17 protein-coding genes, 7 tRNA genes and 2 riboswitches (1 of these 26 cut by a window edge) are annotated in these 23,688 nt (G+C 54.3%); all 24 genes read right to left on the reverse strand.

The genetic code is table 11. From position 1 onward, the window contains the following. Positions 1 to 45 precede the first annotated feature (45 nt). Positions 46 to 1,062 (reverse strand): sensor histidine kinase, encoded by a 1,017-nt coding sequence (locus tag Q7F15_RS18090; protein WP_171567420.1) that lies wholly within the window; start codon positions 1,060 to 1,062, stop codon positions 46 to 48. Beyond that, positions 1,059 to 1,757, reverse strand: coding sequence for a response regulator transcription factor (locus Q7F15_RS18095; protein ID WP_171567419.1), 699 nt, complete (start codon positions 1,755 to 1,757; stop codon positions 1,059 to 1,061). The genes Q7F15_RS18090 and Q7F15_RS18095 overlap by 4 nt, the downstream gene beginning before the upstream one ends. Positions 1,758 to 1,907: 150 nt before the next feature. Continuing rightward, entirely contained in the window at positions 1,908 to 2,423 is a 516-nt protein-coding gene (locus Q7F15_RS18100; protein ID WP_212132240.1) for a sigma-70 family RNA polymerase sigma factor, read from the reverse strand. A 203-nt stretch (positions 2,424 to 2,626) separates the two neighbouring features. Next, positions 2,627 to 6,769 carry an FtsX-like permease family protein gene (locus Q7F15_RS18105; RefSeq protein WP_230077696.1) on the reverse strand — a complete coding sequence of 1,381 codons (4,143 nt, stop codon included), beginning with the start codon at positions 6,767 to 6,769 and terminating at the stop codon, positions 2,627 to 2,629. Then, positions 6,766 to 7,458 (reverse strand): ABC transporter ATP-binding protein, encoded by a 693-nt coding sequence (locus Q7F15_RS18110; RefSeq protein ID WP_171567417.1) that lies wholly within the window; start codon positions 7,456 to 7,458, stop codon positions 6,766 to 6,768. The genes Q7F15_RS18105 and Q7F15_RS18110 overlap by 4 nt, the downstream gene beginning before the upstream one ends. Positions 7,459 to 7,467: 9 nt before the next feature. Further along, a complete protein-coding gene (locus Q7F15_RS18115; RefSeq protein ID WP_171567416.1) occupies positions 7,468 to 8,013 on the reverse strand; it encodes a TlpA family protein disulfide reductase in 546 nt (181 codons plus the stop codon). Positions 8,014 to 8,038: 25 nt separating this feature from the next. Beyond that, positions 8,039 to 8,605 (reverse strand): MauE/DoxX family redox-associated membrane protein, encoded by a 567-nt coding sequence (locus Q7F15_RS18120; RefSeq protein ID WP_171567415.1) that lies wholly within the window; start codon positions 8,603 to 8,605, stop codon positions 8,039 to 8,041. Beyond that, on the reverse strand, positions 8,593 to 10,353 hold the full coding sequence (locus Q7F15_RS18125; RefSeq protein WP_304414766.1) for an ABC transporter ATP-binding protein: 1,761 nt from the start codon (positions 10,351 to 10,353) through the stop codon (positions 8,593 to 8,595). Before Q7F15_RS18125 ends, Q7F15_RS18120 begins: the two co-directional genes overlap by 13 nt. Positions 10,354 to 10,402: 49 nt before the next feature. Beyond that, positions 10,403 to 10,936 (reverse strand): TlpA family protein disulfide reductase, encoded by a 534-nt coding sequence (locus Q7F15_RS18130; protein ID WP_171567413.1) that lies wholly within the window; start codon positions 10,934 to 10,936, stop codon positions 10,403 to 10,405. Positions 10,937 to 11,528: 592 nt separating this feature from the next. Continuing rightward, positions 11,529 to 12,824, reverse strand: a complete 1,296-nt coding sequence (purB, locus tag Q7F15_RS18135; protein WP_171567582.1) for an adenylosuccinate lyase — start codon at positions 12,822 to 12,824, stop codon at positions 11,529 to 11,531. After that, on the reverse strand, positions 12,817 to 13,977 hold the full coding sequence (purK, locus tag Q7F15_RS18140) for a 5-(carboxyamino)imidazole ribonucleotide synthase (protein WP_171567583.1): 1,161 nt from the start codon (positions 13,975 to 13,977) through the stop codon (positions 12,817 to 12,819). The genes purB and purK overlap by 8 nt, the downstream gene beginning before the upstream one ends. Further along, positions 13,974 to 14,462 (reverse strand): 5-(carboxyamino)imidazole ribonucleotide mutase, encoded by a 489-nt coding sequence (gene purE, locus Q7F15_RS18145; protein ID WP_171567584.1) that lies wholly within the window; start codon positions 14,460 to 14,462, stop codon positions 13,974 to 13,976. The genes purK and purE overlap by 4 nt, the downstream gene beginning before the upstream one ends. A 291-nt stretch (positions 14,463 to 14,753) precedes the next feature. Then, positions 14,754 to 16,124 (reverse strand): NCS2 family permease, encoded by a 1,371-nt coding sequence (locus Q7F15_RS18150; RefSeq protein ID WP_171567585.1) that lies wholly within the window; start codon positions 16,122 to 16,124, stop codon positions 14,754 to 14,756. Positions 16,125 to 16,240: 116 nt separating this feature from the next. Further along, a riboswitch (purine riboswitch) is annotated at positions 16,241 to 16,342 on the reverse strand. Positions 16,343 to 16,424: 82 nt separating this feature from the next. Next, the gene (guaA, locus tag Q7F15_RS18155; protein WP_304414767.1) at positions 16,425 to 17,963 is read right to left on the reverse strand and encodes a glutamine-hydrolyzing GMP synthase; all 1,539 of its coding nucleotides are present in this window, start codon (positions 17,961 to 17,963) and stop codon (positions 16,425 to 16,427) included. Between the two features lie 173 nt (positions 17,964 to 18,136). Next, positions 18,137 to 18,238, reverse strand: a riboswitch (purine riboswitch). A gap of 20 nt (positions 18,239 to 18,258) precedes the next feature. Then, complete coding sequence (locus Q7F15_RS18160) at positions 18,259 to 20,484, reverse strand: DUF4129 domain-containing transglutaminase family protein (protein WP_304414768.1); 2,226 nt, start codon at positions 20,482 to 20,484, stop codon at positions 18,259 to 18,261. A 4-nt stretch (positions 20,485 to 20,488) separates the two neighbouring features. Next, a complete protein-coding gene (locus tag Q7F15_RS18165) occupies positions 20,489 to 21,697 on the reverse strand; it encodes a DUF58 domain-containing protein (protein ID WP_171567588.1) in 1,209 nt (402 codons plus the stop codon). A gap of 14 nt (positions 21,698 to 21,711) precedes the next feature. Next, a complete protein-coding gene (locus Q7F15_RS18170) occupies positions 21,712 to 22,665 on the reverse strand; it encodes an AAA family ATPase (protein ID WP_171567589.1) in 954 nt (317 codons plus the stop codon). A gap of 228 nt (positions 22,666 to 22,893) precedes the next feature. Then, positions 22,894 to 22,970 (reverse strand) — tRNA-Arg (locus Q7F15_RS18175). A gap of 45 nt (positions 22,971 to 23,015) precedes the next feature. Further along, positions 23,016 to 23,091, reverse strand: a tRNA-Gly gene (locus tag Q7F15_RS18180). 137 nt (positions 23,092 to 23,228) lie between these two features. Beyond that, positions 23,229 to 23,311, reverse strand: a tRNA-Leu gene (locus tag Q7F15_RS18185). Positions 23,312 to 23,384: 73 nt separating this feature from the next. After that, positions 23,385 to 23,460: transfer RNA gene (locus tag Q7F15_RS18190), tRNA-Lys, on the reverse strand. Between the two features lie 7 nt (positions 23,461 to 23,467). After that, a tRNA-Gln gene (locus Q7F15_RS18195) sits at positions 23,468 to 23,542 on the reverse strand. Between the two features lie 12 nt (positions 23,543 to 23,554). Then, positions 23,555 to 23,630: transfer RNA gene (locus Q7F15_RS18200), tRNA-Thr, on the reverse strand. Positions 23,631 to 23,649: 19 nt separating this feature from the next. Beyond that, positions 23,650 to 23,688, reverse strand: a tRNA-Phe gene (locus Q7F15_RS18205); it runs 37 nt beyond the window's last position.

The following is a 23,688-nucleotide window of genomic DNA, read 5'->3' on the forward strand; positions in this document are numbered from 1 at the left end:
CCACACTTCCCACTATACGGACACGCGCGCTGTCAAGCTATCGAATTAGCTTTCATCCTCCTTACGATCTTGTAAGGTTGGGACGACGGCAGAAAAGACGATGCGCACCGACGTGCCCTCCCCCACCTTTGAGTCCAGTTCCACCTTGTGATGCAGGCGGCCGCAGATTTCCCTGACCAAATACAGCCCCATGCCGGTCGATTCCGGGTAGCGGCGGCCGTTTTCCCCCGTAAAGTACGGCTGAAACACGCGGTGGACGTCCTGCGGGGGAATGCCGATGCCGTTGTCCCGCACTTCCAGGACCACATCCATTCCGCGCGAGTAGGCGAGGATGGCCACTTTGCTGCTTTTGCCCGCGGAGTAACGGACGGCGTTGGTCAGCAGTTGATTCAGGACGAACGACAGCCATTTCTCGTCCGACTCCACCGTAAACCGCTCGTCCACCTTCACTTCGGGATACACCTGATTGCGGATAAACATTCGCTTGTTCTCCGACACCACCGCCTGGACCAACTGCCTAAGCACAACCGGTTCGATGAGGAAATCCTGTTCAAACCGGTCCAGCCGGGCGATGTACAAGACCGTCTCCAGTCCACGCTTGATCCGGTCCACCTCTTCGCGGACACTCTCCGCCCGCGGATCGGGGTCATCCTGCAACAGCAGGTGAATGACCGAGATCGGCGTTTTCATCTGGTGCACCCACTGCTGGATAAACGTCGTGTGCTCCCGCTGCTTCGCTTCGTAGGCGTGGAGCTGTCCCTTAAACAGCCGGTACAATTCCTGAAACGTCTGGTCGACCGCGCGTCCCAGGGCGGCGTTGCCGTGGTGCTGGTTCAACTCCTCCAGCGATTCGATTGGATTGCTGAGCCGTTGGTAGACCTGCCGGTTCAACAGGTAGCGGATGACCAGGTAGCTGCCGGCAAAAAACGCGCACAGAAACACCCCGTAGCTGGTCAGCAAAGGGTTCCAGTAGCCGGCCAGCGCAAAGATGAGCACCAGCAATGCCAACTGGACAAAGAAAAACACGAGAAAGACGATCTGGTCTTTCCAAAACAGCCTCATCGTCCGTCCTCCCAGGTGACCCGCAGGCGGTAGCCGGAGCCGCGAACCGTCTCAATCGCTCCGTCCAGATTCAGGTCTTTCAACTTGCTGCGCACGCGCGTAATGTACACGTTTAATGTGTTTTCATCCACGAACTGCTCGTCCCACAGCTTCTCCAGCAGGCGTTCGCGGCTGACGATACGCGGGTACTGGTTGATCAGCGCCTCCAGGAGCAGGGCCTCTTTTTTGCTCAGCTCCACTTTTCTGTCAGCGATCACCAGCTCCATCCGCTCCGGAAACAGCTTCAGCCCGGCTACCTCCACCGTCCGCTCCCCTTCCTGAACGGCGTATATCCCGTAGGCGCGGCGAAGCTGGCTGCGGATTTTCGCCAGCACTACATCGTAGTCAAACGGCTTGGTGATGTAATCATCGGCACCGTTCTCCAGCGCCATCACCTGGTCCATCTTGCTCTCCCGCGCAGAAATGAACAGAATCGGGCAGTTGGACACCTGCCGAATCTGCCGGCACCAGTAAAACCCGTCGTACTTGGGCAGGTTTACGTCCAGCAGCACCAGGTCGGGCTTCACCTCGCCAAACACCTCCATCACCCGGTCAAAGTGTTCGATCGTAACCGCGTGATAGCCGTATTTCTCCAACTGGTTTTGCAGCAGTTTCGTAATCTTCGGATCGTCTTCCACGATCATGATGGTCGACATCGGCATACACCTCGCTCTTATACTCCCTAGTTTGTACTATACCAAAAGACTTCCAGCGGCAGTAAATAGACGGGTCCCGCCGGATTTGCCTGCGCGTTTGCCGGGCACACGAAAAAGGGATGGCGCTGTCGTCCATCCCTCGGGGGGTTCCTATCCTTGGGCAGCCATGAGCTTTTGCAGTTTGCGGATGCCGCGGAAGTGCAGAATCTTCACGGACGCTTCCGACTTGCCCAGGACTTTCGCGATTTCGTTCATTTTCAGGCCGGCCAGGTAGCGCAGCGAGATGACGCGGCGTTGGTCTGCAGACAGCGTCCGCACGTTTTCCCACAGCGTGTCATGGGATTCCCGGCTCAGCACCCGCTCTTCCGGCAGCTTGTCTTTTGCCTTCATCGCCGCAAACATCTCGGTGTCGACCGGGCACTCCCGCTTTTTGCGCAGGTAGTCAACCAGGGTATTGTGGGCGATGCGATAAATCCAGGCGCCAAACGGATGGCGCCCGTCGTACTGGTCCAGCTTGGCGTACACCTTGATAAACACGGTGGTCGTCAAATCCTCCACGTCCCAGACATTTTTGACGCGATAGCGGAAATACCTGTAAATGCTGGCGGAATACTCTTCGTAAATGCGCTGCTGATTCCATTGTTTTTGCATGCTTGTGGTGTTCATGGTTTTCTCCCGTTTCCCCATCAAGGTTTGCAATTGATTTGTCTTTATTGTAAAAGCAGGCGGCTGCCCGAGCTATCGGGTTACATTTCAAGAACCTTACATTTTTGTAAGGTGGGAAACGGGCCAGCAACGAAGTCAAAGCTATCTGCTCCAAAACAAAACGCAATCAGGGGGCAAACATCTGGGTTGGCCATCTTTCATCCTTACTGCAGTTTGAGCCAGGAGGAAAAATACGTCTCTGTCACCGGGAAATAGGTCGTCGCAAACCGGATAAACTCCTTGGTGTCCACCTGTTGATAGGCATATCTCTCGTAATACGCGCGAAGAAAACGCCAGCCTTCTTCCACATCGCCGTACTTGGAGACCAACTCCCACAGCCGCAGTGGCGGAACGACGTAAAACGCTCCGTAGGTTTCGCCGTCATACTGGTTCAACGGCAGATTGGACGGCTTCTCACCAGCCCGGTTGGCTCGAGCGAAAACCTCCTCCTCTGTCATCTTGTCGTGACCAAGCAAGAACAGAGAGACCGCGAATTCGGTTATGCCCTCGTCCAGCCAGCCCTCGTGATAGGGGTCGTTTGCCACAACAGCGTAGAACCATTGATGGGCAATCTCGTGAACGACCGTTTTTCTCAATGATGCAAGGTCGTCTTGCGGAGCGACGGTTACGATGCCGGGATACTCCATACTGGCGCCATCGTCCAGCATGATGTCCAGTTGCCGATGGGGATAGCTGCCGATCTTGTTGATGAAAAACGGCACGGCCTCCCTGGCGGCTGCCAGCACCGATTCCATTTTCCCCCTGTTCACTTCCTCGCCAAACACGCGAATCTGTACTCCGCTTACGTTGTCGGAAACGGAGGTAAGGCCGTTTACGACCGCAGCAAACACTTCTCTGACGCGAGAAATGGTCACCTGCCCCGTCTCTGTCGCTTCAACCGGATCTTGATCAGACGAACTGACGAACAGATACCCTGTTGGAATGTGATAGGAAACGGTAAAATCAGCATGACCCGTATGATAGGATTCGCTGCTGATCCGGAAATCCTGTTTGTTCCATCCGTTGTGGTACGTAGCCAGCATCGGATAGGCCTGGGCCAGGTAATAGCGTTGCCCTTTCCTGGCGAAACGAATTCCGTCCTTCGGGACCGTAAACGTGTACGAGATGCGTACTTCCCGCTTTTCGCCCGGTGCCATCCCCTCCGTCAGGGGAATGGTGAGCGTATCATGTGTAAGCTGGTAATCCGTTTTCTGCCGATCCAGGTGGAGGCTGACGATCTTCACGTCGGCCGCGTCCTTTACCGTATGGGGCTTGTTGGCGTTGGTAAACGCGTTGGGAATAAAGTAAAACAGCAAGCGATCCCAGGTATCCGGCGAATGGTTTTCCACCACAATCGTCGCCTCAGCCGTAAATTTCCCGCTGTGATCCATGTGAAAAGCCAACTGGTACGTTCCTTTGCTCCCGTCTGGAACCGGACGGGGATCAAATCCGGACAGATCGCTAACCTTGCCCGGTCTGTCTTTGGCTCCGTCCCCTGTTGACTGATTGGGTGCGTATGCAGAAATCGATATATCTGCCTCCTGGCGGGGATTCATCTGCCACAACCGGGTCGTGCCGATTGCAGCTCCTAACAGGCTGGAAACCAGCAGCACCGCAATCGTCAACTGCAGCTTCCGTTCCGTACGCTGACGATTTCGTTGTGATCCGCGAATGCCTGCGGCCGGCCTTAGGCGCATCGCCATTACCGCCGGAAAAAGAGCCCCGAGGAGGGCTGCCAATATCGGAATCAAGCCGACCCCCATCAGCCACAGGACATCGAGGCCGGGCAACTGACGGTACATCCACGCAATCAAGGCACATCCCAAAGCCAGCCCGCATCCGGAAGCGAGGAGTCCGCACATCACCCCTTCCCATACGATCAGGCGAAAAATAGCCCCGCTGCGCCAACCGACGGCCTTGAGCAACAGCAGTTCCGCTTTTCGTTCCATGACGTTTTGCCACATGATCTGCGCCGTTGTCAGCACAGCCAGTGCCAAGGCGAGTATCATCGCGATGTAATGGACATCCCCGATCTCAACGGCCACATACTGCCCCAGCCACGACGTGTACAGAACTCCCTGCAGGCGGTTCGTGACAAACTCATAAAAGACCAGAAAGCAGGTGGGCACCGCCATGGCAAAGACGGACAACAGACTGCGGCGATACCTTGCCAACAAATGGCCCCAGGCCAGAGAAAACGTTCCCTTCACCCGCACGGTCCGTCGAGTCACGGGACGCATCTCGCCATACCGCATGATTACGTGCGGCGTTATCTTGCGGACTAGCCATGCAGCCGGAATCGCCGCAAGCACATAAATGACCAGACCGCACAAACCGATGAAAAAAATACGCCACACCGGCACCGCTGCTTGTTGCTGCCATACAGCAAATCCCGCGATTGCCCAGCTAACCAGCGCGGCCCCTCCCCCCAACAGGGCCGCCTCAACAAACATCATGCCCGCCACGCGTCCGGGCCGCCAGCCGACAGCAAGCAGCAGACCGAACTCGTCTGTCCGGGCGTACAGCGTAACCAGATTGGTGGCGAACACGTAGGCAACAGCTATGAGCATCACGATACCAATCACCCCGGAAAAGCCCAGCTTCGTCTCCTGAACCAGGGTAAAAGCCGTCCCAAGCTTGATAAAAAACTGCTCCATCCACCCCGACTCGTCGTACGTACCGTTTTTCGGGATGTGAACGAGAACGGGCTGGGGAGACGATCCCAGGGTGATATCGACGATCAATCCTGTCTTGTTTTCGATCTCTTTCGCCAATAATTCTAGTTTTTCCTTATTCTCTTCACTTACCTCCTGCACTCCCTTTACCTTCAGCCGAATCGCGGCAATCGGTTTGTCACCCAACACCTCTGCTGCCGCTTCCAAGGTAGTCAACAGCAGAGGTGGACTGGTAAGAAGTCCAAACGGATTGTCAGTCGGTTTCACCTGTACCGGGGGATTTAATGGTCTGTCGTTTTTGTCCAGCACCAACCGCCCAGTAGCGGGCCGATAGGTTTCCATGGGCAGCTCGCTGTCCGGTTCTTTGGAAATACGCAACTTTTCGGGATCGTAAAACCCTATCCAGTAAGGGGTTATTTTCCGGTTTTTCCAATCAACAAAAAAATGGGTGGAGCGAAAGGAGTTGGGATATCGCTCGGGCTTCATTAAGAAGTATGTCTGAAGTTCTGCCGGAATATGGGGCTGCACCGGTATCGCCTCGTACCCGTAAGGCCAGCGTTCTGGGTAAGGACTGCTCACTTTTCGCAGGGAAAGCGAAGAAGGCTTTTCCAAAATTAGTCCACCGAGAGAGGCAGACTGGCCACCGTGATCATCGCGTGAAAAAGGCTGTCCCGTTTCAGGGTCCACGCCCGACAAACTGGCCATAATCAATTGGTGCATCTGCCGAGAGTCAAACTCATATTCCAGCCGTTCTCCAGCGCTTTTTTGTTGGTGCAGATAGGAAACCCCTCCGTTCTTCTTCACCTCTTCCATCGTCCGGTTGGCATCTTCACTCGTCGCAAACGGGAGATCCAAGCGTTCGTACCTGTAAGTAACCTTCAGGTCGCTGTCCATTCTGCTGCTCATCAGGATGGGCAGATGCATCACCTTTCGTCCGTCTCCCACATTTATCGTTGTCACTTTGTCCTGTTCCGTAAAATACCGGCTTTTCCCTATCGGCAAGACGGCTTGATCCAATCCGACCAACGCCGCTTCTGCCTGAGGATCGATGCCAACAACCAGCAGTTGTTGATTGATTCCTCCGCCCACATCTAGTATCCATGATTCCACCCCATAGTCACGCAGCGCCTGTTCCCAATCGGTCGGCATGCTCCAAGGGCCGACGGTGTAATACCTTGTCTGTTGCATCATTAGATTGGGTTGTACACCATCGTTGGCATATACCTCCACAACATGCCGATAGATTCCCGGTTGTTTGGGCTTGCTGATCTTCCCAAACGAAAAAACGGGCCTGTCGTATCCGATAGGGGCCAGCGGTGCGGCAACTTCTATATCTGACATTCTTTTGATCGCCTCGTAATCCGCGAGGCTGATTCCCCCGTGCAGACCGCTCAGATAGTTGGGTTCCAATAGCCCGTCCCGTTCCGTGACACTGCGTGTATCCGGGGGACGAACCACCAGATGATAGGCCGCCTTCCAGCGTTTTTGCAAAATATCGTGGGTCGTGCCGCTGCTGCTCTCCGTAACGCCGATAAAGTAACTGAGAACGGAACTGACGGCCAACATTCCGACCAGCAGCAGGAGAAAGCGTTCGGGGTGACGCCACCACTGTGTCCAAATATACTGAATCATCCCGTCTCCTTCCCGGAATCGGACACGATTCGCCCATCGCGCATCTCGATGATCCGATCCGCTTGATCAGCTAAGGTTTGATCATGCGTGATCAAGACAATGCCGCTACCGTGCTCCTGCTGATAGGTTCGCAGCAGTTTCACGATGTTTTCACTGTTTCTCGTATCCAGATTGCCAGTCGGTTCATCGGCAAGCAGCCAGTCCGGACGATTGACCAATGCACGGGCAATCGCCACGCGCTGCTGTTCCCCGCCCGATAATTGGGACGGCAGTGCATCGCTCTTGGCCTCCAGCCCCACCCAGGCCAGCAGTTCCCGTGCTCTCGCTTTTTTGTCATAGGAAACCTTTCGCGAAAACAACGGTGCCATCACGTTCTCCAGCGCGGTCAACGCGGGCAATAGATGAAATTGTTGGAACACGAACCCGATGTGCTCAAAACGGAAATCGGCAATTCGCTTCCCCTTCAACGCCAGAACGTCCACGTCACCGTATCTGATCGTTCCAGCCGTCGGTCGGTCAAGCGTGCCGATCAGGGTAAGCAATGTCGTCTTTCCCGACCCTGAGGGGCCGAGAATTGCGGTAAATTGTCCTTTGTCCAGCGTCAAGGTGACGGATTGAAGCGCTCGGGTAACCACACCGTCACCATGGTAGGTTTTTTCCACGTCCACAAGTGTGATGGCTGTACTCATTGGTTCCCCCTAGCTTACTTTTTCAGACGATAGGCCAATCATGTCCATAATATTCTCGTAACTGGAAACGGATTGGGTGGCTAAAATGATTCCTTCCCGGTCGATCAGCATCGCGGTTGGCACCGAATGAATCAGGTATGTATTCATAAGTCCATCCGAACGAATGAGATGAACACCATCTGGCACCTGCAAGCCTTCTTCGTAGTAGATTGGATTGGACACAACAACAATTCTGAGATCGGTGTAATGTCTTTTTACATGAGCTAATTCAGGTACCACGTGTTTGCATGTTCCGCACATGTCGTTTGTAAATACCATCAACGTATTTTTTTCTTGTTCATCCGGCATTCTTACGATTTGCCCATGCTGATCCTTTTCCCGGAAAAAAGGCGCTTTGTCTCCTTTGGCTAAAGTTTGCGGCTCTAACCGGATGTCCCCCAGCCGAAAACGATTTAAAAATTGGACAACCAGACGAACAAAAACGAACAGGATAAAGGTTTGAATAAAGACGACCACCCATAATAAAAGATTTGAGATTACCAATTTGTTATCCATACTTCCACTCCCCGCATGAGTTAAGCTAGCTTCTCCGGAAGCTCTTGATTCGTTTTGATAATTCCCAAAGGTGATTGGAGATGATAACCATCATTACAACCAACCATGAAACAATCACGACTTCAAAGATTCGTGGATAAAAAAGCTTGAAAGGCTCTCCTCTCAACAAGTTGTCCGTACTTACCCACGCAGACGGATAAAGGAAAAGCCATCCTCCCATTATCATCAAAGTGAAATTGCGCAACACAAGCCACCAGGACAGGGTGTGATTGCCTGCAATACCGCCACAACCGCAAGATACCTCCCTGCGCCCACGCACGAGATTTATTGCGATCGCGCACGAGTAGACGGCCAGAAGCAATATGCAAAGCAAAGCAGCAGCCTGTTGAAACAAACCGACACATAACAGAATCCCTGCCGCCAATTCTGTTGCCATCTCCGCACGTGCAAACGGATATGCGAGAGAAGGAGGGAGGATTCGGTAGTTGATAACAGTGGCTACATGCTCCTCCTTTTTTCGGAATTTCGTGACACTTGTACTCAAAAACAGGGTTCCCAGAATCACTCGTGCAAATAAACTCAGTTCCTCCATCCTACCACTTCCTTCGTGTATTCGCTTTCTGCGGAAAACCATTGTGCCTGCATGGTATACATGTGGTAATACTCTTGCCTGAGTTCCATCAACTCTTCATGTGTACCCATTTCCACAATTTTTCCTTCCTTCATGACAATAATTCTGTCGGCCATTCTGGATGCTGCCATCCGGTGCGAAATAAAAATGGCGATTTTCTTATCAGCAAGGAGTTTAAAGTTTTGAAAAATTTCCATTTCAGCTATTGGGTCGAGCGAAGCGGTCGGTTCGTCTAGAATCACTACTTGACTGTCGCGAAACAAGGCTCGCGCTAATGCTATTTTTTGCCATTGCCCACCTGAGAGGTCTTCTCCGTCCACCAGTAGTCTGCCCAAGGGTGTCTCATATCCTAGCGCGAATTGTTGAATGAAGGAGTCTGTTCCGCTTACTTTTGCAACGGCCTGAATCCTCTCCCAATCATCCATTCTCTTAATATCGCCAACTGCAATATTCTCTCGAACCGTTAAATGATATCGAATAAAATCCTGGAAAATCACTGTAATGTTACTCAGCAATTGTTTTTGGTCAATGTCATAGATATTTTTTCCATCTATTTTAATCTGTCCGTGAAGAGGGGGGTACAAGCCCATTAGACATTTAATCAACGTGGTTTTTCCCGACCCATTTTGCCCTATGATGGCAATCTTCTCCTGGGGATTAATATGAAAGGAAACATTGGACAAAACATCCCGGTCACCATGAATATAGCGGAACGAAACATTTTCAAACGTGATTCCCCTCTGGATGGGAGTAGGAAATGGTTCTTGACCCTTGTTAATCTCGATGCGCGGTTCCTTAATCTCAAAAAATTGATAAAAATCTTTGATGTACAACTTCTCTTCATACAACTTTGCAAGAAGCGTGGAGATACGGTTCAATGTTCCTTGTGTTCCCTGTATCGCCTGGATAATAGCAATGAAATCGCCAATGCTCATTTTCGTTGTGCGTGCCAACCATATCAGAGCAACTGCCATGCCCATGTAAAAAAAGGACGAAACAGCCTCCATGCCAACCTCTGCCCCCTGCTGCCTCCTTTCCAATCGAAGGGTTTCGCTCGCATTCTGTACAAATTTTTCAATCCATCGATTGAGAAAGAAGGAAGCCAACCCAAACAACCGAATTTCCTTCGCCGATGTTCGATCCTGCAGCAGGTATTTATAGTATTCCGCCTCACGGGCTACCGGGTTTTGCTTTACATGGAGACGGTATCTGAGTTGACTATATTTTGCTTGAACCAAAAAGATGGGAATTGTCGCTAAAAGACTTACAAGCAAAAGGCTCCAATGAATTACAATCAAAAAGGCCGCGTACGAACACAAACTGAGTGCAGCTTCAAACATATCAATCATGGTTCGTACAGGTGATAAAAATCTTGATCCTCCCCCCGATATCCGTTGCAAATGATTGTGATATTCTGCCAGATCAAAATACATGACGGGAACTGACGAGGTGTTTGCCAATATCATGTGCTGAACGTCAAATTCTACTTTATATACCATCTGTTTATCTAAATATTCCTTAATATTCTTGCTTAAAGATGAAAGAACTGTAATTGAAAATTGTCCGATCAGCAACCAGACCAGAGCAACATACTCCCATGTATCACTCTGGATGAAACGAGTGACTTCATCAATTAACTCTTTTGAAATCCACAAAGTTAGAAACGGGAAGCAACCGTTTACAATACTTAATGTGACGGATGCGATCATCCACCACTTTCCTCTTTGCCACACGAATTGAATCGCTCTCACAAGATAACTACTTTTCATTTCCTGCACCTGTTTTGCCAATGGTTTGTGCCAGGTATTTCATCAAATAAGGAACCAGCAAAAATTCGCGAAGTACGACTCCCTCTTGGTTAATGACAAGAAATGTAGGGAATTTCGTGATACCAAGCCGTTTCAGATTCTTTCTGTAAAATGGTATAATATCCACAAAACGGTTATAGTCGTCATAAAATTTTTGAAAGTATTCCGCTTCATCTGCTTCTGTTATACAAGCAAACGGTAGTTGCCATCTTTCATTCTCGCGCAAAAATTCGGACAATGCTTCATGACAAGGCGGGCAAGTCGGCGATGATACTAACAGAACAGATATCTTATCTTTTACGGCAGCCGGTAAAGCCAACATGTCACCAATCGATTTCCCAACTGATTGTTGAATGGGCTTCGACCGGTAACGCGCTTGGGGAAGAAAGGAGATCTCCATTTTTAGCTTTTTGAGGAACATAACGATTTGAGCCGACAGGATCCCCCATCCTAAAGCCAAGACAATATATGAAGTAAAAATCATTACATCCCCCACCTGAACATATGTGTCTGCTCATAGATAGTGGAAAAAGGAGGTCGCCTTCATAAAGGCCTCCTTTTTCCACTACCACACAAGTATTTTGATGGCGTTTGCGCTATGAACCTCTGATCTTTGCTGATGAAATGGTTAGCAGCATCTCACTTTAGTTTCCTCACATCGTTCACCGCTTCTCGTGTCATACGTGTACTTAATATACGTTTTGGTACCGTAATCCGAGAAACAGTCAGACCAAGTGGCCAACTCGCATACATATTTGGGGCCACCGATGAATCCAGGTCTGTCGCAAGCTTCGTACATAGGAGCTACCCCAAACAAATTTGAAATTTTTTGAAACATTCCCAATCACCTCCTTGTCTGTATGTTATTTAATTCTTTATTTTCTGTCAATTGATATTTTCCATATAATGTTTTTATTATTTCGCATTATAGAGTTATTTCTCAATTTACTGTCATCAACAACAATAAGGAATATGAAGGGTATTTTTTGACTGACTGAAGACTTTCGCAAGCGAATAACAAAAAAAAACGCCCCCGGCTTCCCGCCGGGAGCGTTTGTATGCGCAGCTTGCAGCAATTACAGCAGTCCAAGACGTTTGAAAATCGTATCCACGTGCTTCAGGTGATAGCGGTAGTCGAAGCAGTCGTCCAGCTCTTCCTTGGTCAGCGTGGCGGTCACGGTCGGGTCCTCTTCCAGAATGGAGCGGAACGAACGCTGTTCCTCCCACGCCTGCATGGCGCGCGGCTGCACGGTGTCGTACGCCTGCTCGCGGCTCATGCCCTTTTCGATCAGCTTCAGCATCACCTGCTGCGAGTAGATCAGGCCAAATGTGCGGTCCATGTTGCGCTTCATGTTTTCCGGGAAGACGGTCAGGTTTTTCACGATGTTCATGAAGCGGCGCAGCATGTAGTTCAACAGCTGCGTCGCATCCGGCAAAATGACGCGCTCCACCGAGGAGTGGGAGATGTCGCGTTCATGCCAGAGCGGAACGTTTTCGTAGGCGGAGAGCATGTGGCCGCGCACGACGCGGGCGAGGCCGGAGATGTTCTCGCAGCCGATGGGGTTGCGCTTGTGCGGCATCGCCGACGAACCCTTTTGTCCCTTGGCGAACGGCTCTTCCACTTCGCGCATTTCGCTCTTTTGCAGGCCGCGGATTTCCGTCGCGAACTTTTCGAGCGACGTGGCGATCAACGCCAGCGTCGCCATGTACTCGGCGTGACGGTCGCGCTGCAGGGTCTGCGTGGAGATGGGGGCCGGTTTCAGTCCCAGCTTTTCGCAGACGTACTGCTCCACAAACGGGTCGATGTTGGCGTACGTGCCCACCGCTCCGGAAATTTTGCCGTACGCCACTTCTTCCTTCGCCGCGCGGAAACGAGCCAGGTTGCGCTTCATTTCTTCGTGCCAGAGCGCCAGCTTCAGGCCAAAGGTGGTCGGCTCCGCATGCACGCCGTGGGTGCGTCCCATGCAGACGGTGTCCTTGTGCTCGCGCGCCTTGTCGGCGAGGATGGCGATAAAGTCCTCCAGGTCCTTTTCCAAAATCTTGTTGGCCTGAAGCAGCAGGTAGGAGAGCGCCGTGTCCACCACGTCGGTGGAGGTGAGGCCGTAGTGCACCCACTTCTTTTCTTCGCCCAGCGTTTCCGAGACGGCGCGGGTGAAGGCAACGACGTCGTGGCGCGTCTCCTCTTCGATTTCGTAAATCCGCTTGATGTCAAAGCCGGCGTTTTCACGCAGCTTTTTCACGTCTTCCTCCGGGATGACGCCCAGCTTGGCCCACGCCTCGCAGGCGAGGAGTTCCACTTCCAGCCACGCCTTGAACTTGTTTTCTTCGGTCCAGATGGCGCGCATCTCCGGTCGCGTATAACGATCAATCATGGTTTACCTCCGCTTGGTTCGTCCAGATTTCCAGTCGATCAATCTGCGCCAGCGCCTCCTCGACGCTGGGCGCCAGCACGTTTATATGCCCCATTTTTCGCTTGGGCTTGCTTTCGTGTTTGCCGTACAGGTGCAGCTTGGCCGTCCGCGGCAGCTGGTCGATGCGGTCCAGCACCGGCTGCAGGTGCTCCCCGAGGATGTTGACCATGACCACGGGGGAGAGCAGTTCCGTCGAGCCCAACGGCAGGTCGCACACGGCCCGCACGTGCTGCTCAAACTGCGAAGTGACGCAGGCATCCATCGTGTAGTGGCCGGAGTTGTGCGGACGGGGGGCCAGCTCATTTACATAGAGTTCCCCGTTTGCGGTGAGAAACATCTCGACCGCGATCAGGCCGACAACGTCCAGCCGTTCGGCGATGGTCCGGGCGATCGCTTCCGCCCGCTGCCGGATGTCGTCCGGCACCCGCGCCGGCACGATGGACAGGTGCAGAATGTTCTCCCGGTGTACATTTTCCGCCGCAGGAAAAACGGCCAGCTCACCGGACGGATTGCGCGCCGCGATCACGGACAACTCCAGTTGAAACGGCACAAACTGTTCCACGATCAGTTCCGTGCCCGCTTTGAACAACGTATCATACGCTTCGGCCAGCTCCGCTTCGCTTCTCAGGACCCACTGTCCCTTGCCGTCGTAGCCGCCGGTAGCTGTTTTCATCACCGCCGGCAGACCCAGATCGGCAATCGCCGCCCGCAGGCTGTCCAGCGAGTCAATCACGCGAAACGGCGCCACCGGAATCCCCAGCTCCGCGATCGCCGTCTTTTCGCGGATGCGGTTCTGGGTGATGCGCAAGAGACGGCTGCCCTGCGGGACATAGGCCTGGCTTTCCAGCACTTCCGCCACGCGCGCGTCCACGTTTTCAAATTCGTAACTGATCACATCGCTGATCTTCGCCAACTGCATGGCCGCATCCACGTCGTCGTAGCGGGCGACGATCTGCCGGTCGGCCGCCTGGCCGCAGGGCGCGTCCTCAGTCGGGTCCATTGTGACGAAACGGTATCCCATGGCCCGGCCGGCCAACGCGATCATGCGCCCCAACTGGCCGCCGCCGAGAATCCCGATGGTTGCGCCTGGTTTGATCGGAGTTCTGTTCGTCATGCCAATTCACTTGCCTCCAACACATTCTTGCGGATCGCGTCCCGTCTGGCGACAAACCGCTCCTGGATCTCTGGATACTTGATGCCGAGGATCTGGGCCGCCAGCAATCCGGCGTTGACCGCGCCTGCCTTGCCGATCGCCACGGTGGCCACCGGCACGCCGCCCGGCATTTGTACGATCGAGAGCAGCGAGTCCAAACCGTTCAGGCTGGATGATTTGACCGGTACGCCGATCACCGGCAGTTCCGTCTTGGCCGCCACCATCCCGGGCAGATGGGCAGCGCCGCCCGCTCCCGCGATAATCACCTCAAGGCCGCGGCTTTTGGCGCTCTCGGCGTATTCAAACATCAGGTCGGGCGTGCGGTGCGCCGACACCACTCTCTTTTCGTACGGGATTGCGAGCTCGTCCAAAATCGCGCAGGCGTCCTTCATTGTCTCCCAGTCCGACGTGCTGCCCATGATGACACCCACCAACGGTTTGACCATGACACACTTCGCTCCTCTCTGTCAATGTCAGAAGAAAACCCAAACGACATCGGCCGCGCATTGGCCGCTCATCGCCTGGGCTGGCTAGTATGGATCTCACGCTTATCAACATCTTCAGTGTAACAGGGGGAGCGATCGCCTGTCAACCTTGATTCCGAACGTTAATAATTTCATGATATCAAAACATTCGTTTTTAATCATTCAATCGATCAATATCGGATATCCGTTGCGCAATCTCACGCAAAAAAAGACTGCTGCGCCGAGGCGCCGACAGTCTTTGTGATGCTGTTTCTATTCCCGCAGCCAGATGAAGTACGCCAAAAATACGAAGAAGAGCACGTACATCACCGGATGCACTTCGCGGCCTTTGCCTTTCAGCAGTTTGGTGATCGGGTAGACGATAAATCCGGCGGCGATCCCGGACGCGATGCTGTAGGTCAGCGGCATCATCAGAATCGTCAGGAAAGCAGGGAACGCTTCCTCCATCTCACTCCAGGCGATGTTCGCCATGTGCGACGCCATCAGCACGCCGACGATGATCAGTGCCGGAGCCGTTACCGCAGGCGTGACAACCGCGAGTACCGGCGAGAAGAACAGCGCCAGCAGGAACAGCGCACCCGTGACCACGGAGGCAAATCCGGTCCGTCCGCCGGCGGCTACACCCGCAGCCGACTCGATGTAGCTGGTCGTCGTGGACGTGCCAAGCACCGCACCGGCCATCCCGGCGATTGCATCGGAAGCGAGGGCGCTGCCCGCACGCGGCAGTTTGCCGTCTTTCAACAGACCTGCCTGGCTGGCCACACCCAGCAGCGTACCGGTCGCGTCAAAGAAGTCCACAAACAGGAACGTGAATACCACGATCAGCATCTTCATGCTGAACAGCGCGGAGAAATCGCCGAGGTACTGGAACGCAGCGCCGAACGTAGGTGCCAGGCTCGGCGGCATGGAGACGATCTTCTCCGGCAGGTTGACCAGCCCAAAGAACATCCCGACAATGGCGGTCACCAGCATGCCGATGAAAATGGCCGCGTTCACCTTGCGGGACATCAGCACCGCAGTGAGAATCAGGCCAAATACGGCCAATAGCGCGTTTTTCACAGCCAAAATCTCTTCCGGTTTCATGCCTTCCTGTATCGTCAGATGGCCGAGCGAGACGAATGTTGCCGGGTTGTCGACGATGATACCGGCATTTTTCAGTCCGATGAAGGCAATAAACAAACCGATCCCGGCCGATACCGCGTTTTTCAGCCCCTGCGGAATGGAGTTGACGATCGCTTCGCGGATGCCGGTCAGCGACAGCAGCAGGAAAATCGAGCAGGAGAGAAATACGCCGGCCAGCGCTTGCTGCCAGGGAATGCCCATCGTCAGCACGACGGTGTAGGTGAAAAAGGCGTTCAGCCCCATGCCCGGCGCCTGCGCAATCGGCAGACGGCCGACAAAAGCCATCACCAGCGTCCCGATGGCGGCTGCCAGCGCAGTCGCGGTAAAGACGGCTCCGAATTCCGGATAGTTCGCTTTCAGCTCCGGCGGCAGGTCCGCCCCGCTGAGCATGTACGGATTGACAGCCAGGATGTAGGCCATGGCCAAAAACGTGGTTATGCCGGCGATTGTCTCGCGGCGGTAGTTGGTGCCCAGCTTGTCAAATTCAAAATACTTCCGCACCGAATAGACCCCCCAAGTATTGTTTGCGGCAAATGAAAAAGGTCGAGGCGCAAACAACGCCTCGACTCCGAACAAAACACACCGGGCAAAACAGAATGATAAGATCTGCAGACGCATCCCGTTGACGTTTCGTTCGTAGCCAGGCCGTTTACGGCGACCTCGTAGAAACTCCCGAGCCATATTCCCGGGATTATACGAACCTTCTTCCTTACCTGTTCACAACGAGAAGTGTATCAGGAAGAATATTTAATGTCAACGGAAAATACGAACGTTAATTTTTCCTTATCGATTAATATCCGGTTATTCCCACTCAATGGTTGCCGGCGGCTTGGAGGTGATGTCGTACACGACGCGGTTGACGTTCTCTACCTCGTTTACGATGCGGGTGGAGATTTTCTCCAGCACATCCCAAGGAATGCGCGCCCAGTCAGCCGTCATGCCGTCGATCGAGGTGACCGCGCGGATGCCCACCGTGTAGGAGTAAGTGCGAACGTCGCCCATGACGCCCACGCTCTTCATGTCGGGCAGCGCTGTAAAGTACTGCCAGATTTCCCGTTCCAGGCCCGCTTTGGCAATCTCTTCTCGCAGGATGGCGTCCGATTCCCGAACGATCTCCAGCTTTTCTTCCGTTACTTCGCCCAGGACGCGAATCCCCAGACCCGGTCCCGGGAACGGTTGGCGCCATACGATTTCGTCCGGCAGGCCCAGTTCGGTCCCCAGATTGCGCACTTCGTCCTTGAACAGGGTTTTCAGCGGTTCGATGAGCTTGAACTTCATGTCTTCCGGCAGACCGCCCACATTGTGGTGGGACTTGATCGTGTGGGCCGTTGCCGTTCCGCTTTCCACGATGTCGGTATACAGCGTTCCCTGCGCCAAGAACTCCATGTCGGTCAGCTTGGACGCTTCTTCGTCAAAGACGTAAATGAATTCGTTGCCGATGATCTTCCGCTTCTGCTCCGGATCGGTGACGCCTTTCAGCTTGTCGAGGAAGCGGCGGCGTGCGTCAATTTTGATCACGCGCATGTTGAACTTCTCGGCGAACGTCTCCATGACGCTTTCCGCTTCTCCCTTGCGCAGCAGGCCGTGATCCACGAACATGCAGGTCAGCTGATCGCCGATCGCTCTGTGAATCAATGCCGCCACGACGGAGGAGTCGACCCCGCCGCTCAGCGCGCACAGGACTTTCTTGTCACCCACGGTTTCGCGAATGCGCTTGACTTCGTCCTCGATAAAGGTGGTCATGCTCCAGGTGCCTTCACAGCCGCAGATATGAAACAGGAAGTTGGCGATAAACTCGTTTCCTTTTACCGTATGGCGCACTTCCGGGTGGAACTGAACGCCGTACAGCTTGCGCTCCGGATTGCTGATCGCCGCTACCGGACAGCTGTCGCTGACCGCATCCACGCGGAACCCTTCCGGCAGCTCCACCACTTTGTCGGAGTGGCTCATCCAGACGATTTCGTTTTCGTCCCACTTGTCATAGAGGCTGTGTCGCTGCTGCAGGCGAAGCTCAGCCTTGCCGTACTCGCGCTTCCCGGCGCGCTCCACCTTGCCGGCGAGCATGTGGCTCATCAACTGCATGCCGTAGCAGATGCCCAGCACTGGCACGCCCAGATCAAAAATGGCCGGGTCCACCTTGGGCGCCCCTTCTTCGTACACGCTGGCAGGACCGCCGGAGAATATAATCCCCTTCGGCTGCATCTCCTTGATTTTTTCCACCGGCGTATTGTAGGGCAGCAGCTCGCTGTACACGCCCAGGTCGCGAACACGCCGCGCGATCAACTGATTGTACTGCCCTCCAAAATCCAGAACGACGACCATTTCCATTGGCTTGTCCATGTATATCCTCCTTATCCTGTTTACGCCAGGTTGTCACCGGAAGTTTCCACCCTGCCCTCGGATGTACGGCCCGCTAAGGTCCGGCCCCAAAAAAACCGGGACTGTCGCCTCCGGTTTACCGACGCGGAGGCAGAGTCCCAGTTTGTGTACACTTGTGCGGTTGCATGTACAAAAATCCGAAGTCCTCTCCTCGTAGTCGCTCGATTTACGGTCGAGCGGTAGAAACTTTCAGGCCCTATCCCTGAGATTATACGAGTCTCATTGAAGGACATTCTAACAGACTGCGGGTGAATGTTCAAGGTTTCAGTTGACGGGTAAGCCGTTCGATCACTTGTTCCGCCACCGAGCGTGCCTTGGCTTCGATATCCTTATAGCCGTACAGCATGCGCTCGTACACATGGGTCAGGTACCACAAGTCCTGCCGCTTGTCGCCGGAGATGACCAGGCGGCTGACGTATTCGCGCAGGGTTTCCCCCTGTCGGCGGCGGCTGTACAGGTGCTCCACCAAACGCAGCAGCAGCCTGTAGCGATCCTCGTACCTGTCGTTCGGATAGCTGCTCATCTGGTGCTGCAGCCACCAGACAGCAAAGTGCCGCCTGCGCTTCCAGGCCACCGCCCCGGCCACAGCCAGCAGTCCCAGTCCAAACGCGTACACCTGCCACGGAATGTCAATCGACGAGCCAGAGGTGCCGACTGATCCTTCCAACTCGTCAAGCCGTCCGTTTCTCCGCTCCTCGGCCGTTGTTCCGCCGAGGTCTGGCAGCGGGAGCGGCGCTTGCTGCTCCGTCGTCTGCCGGTCGTATTTTACACGGATCGGCGACACAAACGTGCTGGTCGCCTCAAACGGAATCCAGCCGTGACCCGGGAAGTACACTTCCACCCAGGAGTGGGCGTCCTTGTTGCGCACCTCCACCAGTTCGTTCCCGTTGCCGTCGCTGCCGACCCGATGACCGGGAGCAAAGCCTTTTACCCAGCGGGCGGGAATGCCGATCGTCCGCAGCATCACGGCCATCGAGGTGGAAAAGTGATCGCAGTACCCCCTGCGGGTCTCAAACAGAAACTGGTCGACAAAATCCTCGCCCGGTGCGGGCATTTGCACATCCTTGGTCTCGTATTTATATTCTCCGCTGGTGCGCAGGTAATTCTCGATCGCCCGCACTTTTTCGTACGGTGTTTTCGCGTCCTTGGTCACCTGTTGGGCCAGATCGCGGATTCTCGGCGGCAGGCTGTCGGGAAGCTGCAGGTAGCGCTGCCTGATCGCTTCGGGATAGTCGGTGCCCGCCTGGATCATCGCCTTTTCACTGATGATCGGCACTTCCGCCACCAGTTGGTAATTGTCCAGATTCAACATCTGCGTATGGGGGCCCACCGCCGCTCCTCTTCCGGACTGCTTCACCAGTCTGATCGTGCCGTTCCGCACTTCCACATGCTGATGTTCCTTGTCGTACACCAGCGTCGCCTTCGACGGGGTGTAGTCCGTCAGTTGTTTCAACTGTCCCGGGTAAAAGACGGTCGGAAACTTCGGCCCCTGAAATTCCAGCGAAGCCTTTACCTCTTTCGTCTCCATCCCCTCAAACAGCGCGTGATTCCATCGATACGATTTCGGGGTCAGGATCTCGTCGAACTCCCCGTCCCTTTTTTTCCATCCGCTCCCCGTATACACGTCTTTGGAATCGCCGCGCCAATAGGAGCGCTCATTGGTGATGGCCATGAACACCACGGTCTCGTCCATCGTAAACGGACCGCCCAGGTGCTCGTCGTTGTTGTCGTACCCCACCTTTTTCATCAACCCGTCGCCAAGACCGCCCTTTTGTCCAGTGAGAAACGCGATCGGGTCCGGCCAGGAAGCTTCCTTTTTCGGCGCCGCGTTGGCGATGCCGACCGTGACCGCCACAATCAGCACTGGTGCCAACAAGGATTTCCACAGCGTCCAGCGCCGACCGCCGGTAATGGGCGCCTTGTTGGACATGACGAGCAGCTGGGTGACAGCCAACAGCAAAAATCCGTACACAAGGGTGCGGACGATCCCCCCGTCTGCTTCATACGGCATAAACGTATCCAGCACGGCCAGGTACAGTTCGGTCAGAAAGACAAACCACAGCCCCTGCCGCTGTTCCAGCACCAGATACGACAGCATCGAAATCAACACCACGAGGAGCAGATCAAACAGCGCATTGCGCGAGAGCGGCGTCATGGCCGTCCACTCCTGTTGAAGCGCCAGCGGCAGGTCGTGAACGACCCGGACAAACAGCTCTCTCAGCCATTGCCCGTCGAAAAACGAGATGGCAAAAAAACTGCTGTGCAAAATCACCAGGAGGCCCACCAGCTTGACCGGAAACGTCAGCCAGCGGTACGGCACCACCAGGTCGATCAGCAGTACGCCAGCGGCAATCACCAAAAACGGCGCCAGGGTGCCGGTGTCAGTCAGCTCCTGAAGCGGCAGCAGCCACTCCCGCAGCATCAGAAACAAGAGCAGCGCCGCGATCCACTCAAATCCTTTGGGTCGCTTCCATACGCTCATGACGTCACGCACCTCCGATCCGCTTCCATTCTTCGACATCGCTCATCGGAACCGCCTTGCAGGTGACCCTGCCTGATGCCAGCAGCCGCAGGGCCTGCTTCTCGTCGAGCGACAACAAAGGATCGTCGTGCACATACAGCAGTTGGACGCGCCGGCCTCGATGGGACAACCGGGTCAGGAGGTCGACCAGCTCCTTGTCGAGGCAGGCCGTGATCACTGTCAGCGTCACGCCCGGCGGCTGCTCCAGCGCTTCCCGACGAAGGATGCGGACAAACGAGTCCGTCCCCTCCGGCATGACGCGGGCCAACTGGTCAAATACCCGGAAAAAATGCGTCGGAGAACAGGCCGGCGGAATGGCCACCCGATCCTTTTGCTTGTACACCAATCCGTAGTGATACTGGTTGCGGTTGGCGTACGCGGTCTGGCTGGCGGTCAGTTTGACTGCTGTTTCAAACAGCTGGAACGGCTTGTTCTGATAATGCTCTTTTTCCACGTCGAGAAAAAACACGACCTGGTTCATCGCCTGGTGCTCGAATTCCTTTGTCTTCAGCCCGGTTCCCCTGGCCGACGCCCGCCAGTGAATCTGGCTCATCCGATCGCCGCGCTGATAGTCCCGGACGCCCCGCACTGCCGCAACATCATCCGAATAGCGGTGCGAGACGTGAATCGTCCCGCTGAAGTTGCCGTCTCCCAACGACCAGCTGTTTAGCTCCCGGTAGCGGGGATAGACCAATAAGTCGTTGGAGAGGGGGAACGTTCGCCGCCGCTCGATAAACCCGAAAAAATCGCCGCCGCTGATGACGCATGCTTCCAGGTGATAGTAGCCGCGCGGCAGTCCCGGAATGACGTAGCGAAACTCCACGCTGCGCTTGAACCAGGGAAAGACAAGCTGACGGTGCGGCTCATACACACCGGCCAGCCGTTCGGGCAGAGGTTCGATCACCATGTTCCACCCCAGCGGAAACCAAATCCTCCGCTTCAGCCGGACGGTCACGATCACGTCCTCTCCTTCTTGCAGGCGCGAACGATCGATTTCACGTTCAACTTCAAGGCCGGTAAACATGAGGGAAAAGGCAAGCACTTCGTACGCCAAGAATACCAGGCAGCTGTAGAACAAAAACCAACTGGCAAATCCGCCTTGAAACTTGGCAAACGCGTACGTGATCGCGATCAGCACAAGTGCCTTGCTCTTCCCGGATATCAATTCTTTCATACGCGTCACCGCCTCTAGCTGACCGGCACGCGAGTTTCCGACAGGATCGCGGACAGAATCCGGTCGATTGTCGCTCCTTCCAGACGCGCTTCCGGTTTGAGAATGATCCGGTGGGCAAAGGTCACAGGCACCAGTTCCTTCACGTCATCGGGAATGACGTAATCCCGTCCGCGTACGAACGCCAGCGCCTGCACAGCTCGGAACAGCGCCAGCGCGCCCCGTGGGCTGACGCCCAAGTAGACCTGGTGATGATCGCGCGTCCGGTGGCACAGGCGGACGATATACTCCTTGACCGACTCCGATACCTTGACAGCGGCGACCTGGCGCTGCAGCTCGGCCAGATCGTCCGCAGTCATCACCGGCTCCAGCTGTTCCAGCGGATTGGCTGCAGCAAAGCGGTTCAGCATGCGCATTTCTTCGTCCACTGTGGGATAGCCCAGGCGAAGCTGCAGGAGAAAACGGTCCAGCTGCGCTTCCGGCAGCGGAAAGGTTCCTTCGTACTCCAGGGGGTTTTGCGTCGCCATAACGAAAAATGGCTCCGCCAACCGATACGTCACTCCGTCTACCGTGACCGAGCGTTCTTCCATTGCTTCCAGCAAGGCCGACTGGGTTTTGGGCGATGTCCGGTTAATTTCATCGGCCAAAATCACATTGGCGAAGATGGGACCGGGGCGAAACTCAAATTCCATGCTTTTTTGATTATAGATCGCCACGCCCGTCACGTCCGTCGGCAATAAGTCAGGCGTAAACTGAATGCGTTTGAAGTCCCCCCCGATCGAGCGAGCCAACGCACGGACCAGCATAGTTTTGCCCACGCCCGGAACGTCTTCCAACAATACATGGCCGTTTGCCAAGATGGCCGTCACGCATAACTCAATGATCGACCGTTTGCCAATCAACACGTTCTCGATATTCCCAATCAATTTCTCCACAGCAGGGTGAGTCTGTTCCAATTTCATTTGATTCATGGTGACACAACTCCTGTTCCCGTGTTATCGTCCAGTACGGCAATCGCAATGGCCTGACAGCTTGTCCATGACCATCCGCGACTTTAGTCGAAAAAATCTACTCCTAACGTACTGGATTAGCTTGGCAGTGACAAGGAAAAAAACGTTAATAGTTGTAAAATTGAGAAACCGCTTATAGAAAAAAAGAGTAGGAAGTTCTCCTACTCTGCGGTTCGATATGCAATGTTATGGCGTGCCCTGAGAGATTCGAACTCCCGACCTTTTGATTCGTAGTCAAACGCTCTATCCAGCTGAGCTAAGGGCACATAAGCAAGATGTCTCTCCGACGCACGTACAGAGAGCAGAAATAATGGAGCGGACGACGGGTCTCGAACCCGCGACCTTCGCCTTGGCAAGGCGACGCTCTACCAATTGAGCTACGTCCGCATGGTATTCAAGATGAGTAATGAAAAGATCCAGTACAGCACAGCTTTCACAGGCAAATCTTCCAAAAGAAGATACTGGAACATGCTGCATCACAGTGTAAAAGGCTTGCACGATTCGCAAACCTTCCCGATCTGCTATGGTGCGGGTGAAGGGACTTGAACCCCCACGGTTTCCCGCCAGAACCTAAATCTGGTGCGTCTGCCAATTCCGCCACACCCGCATACGTCTTGGGGTCCCCGCAAAGCAAACCGATGATGCACAAGTACATTGCTCACTTGTGGGGTTGTAAAAACTGGTGAGCCATGAAGGACTCGAACCTTCGACCCTCTGATTAAAAGTCAGATGCTCTACCAACTGAGCTAATGGCTCATGAAAATGGCTGGGGTACTAGGATTCGAACCTAGGAATGACGGAGTCAAAGTCCGTTGCCTTACCGCTTGGCGATACCCCAATGCGTGATACGTGGTGCCGGCGATAGGAATCGAACCCACAACCCCCTGATTACAAGTCAGGTGCTCTACCAATTGAGCTACACCGGCAAAATCCTATGAAAGGAAATGGTGGTTCGGGACGGAATCGAACCGCCGACACGAGGAT

Source organism: Brevibacillus aydinogluensis, from assembly GCF_961514395.1.
Lineage (GTDB): Bacteria > Bacillota > Bacilli > Brevibacillales > Brevibacillaceae > Brevibacillus > Brevibacillus aydinogluensis.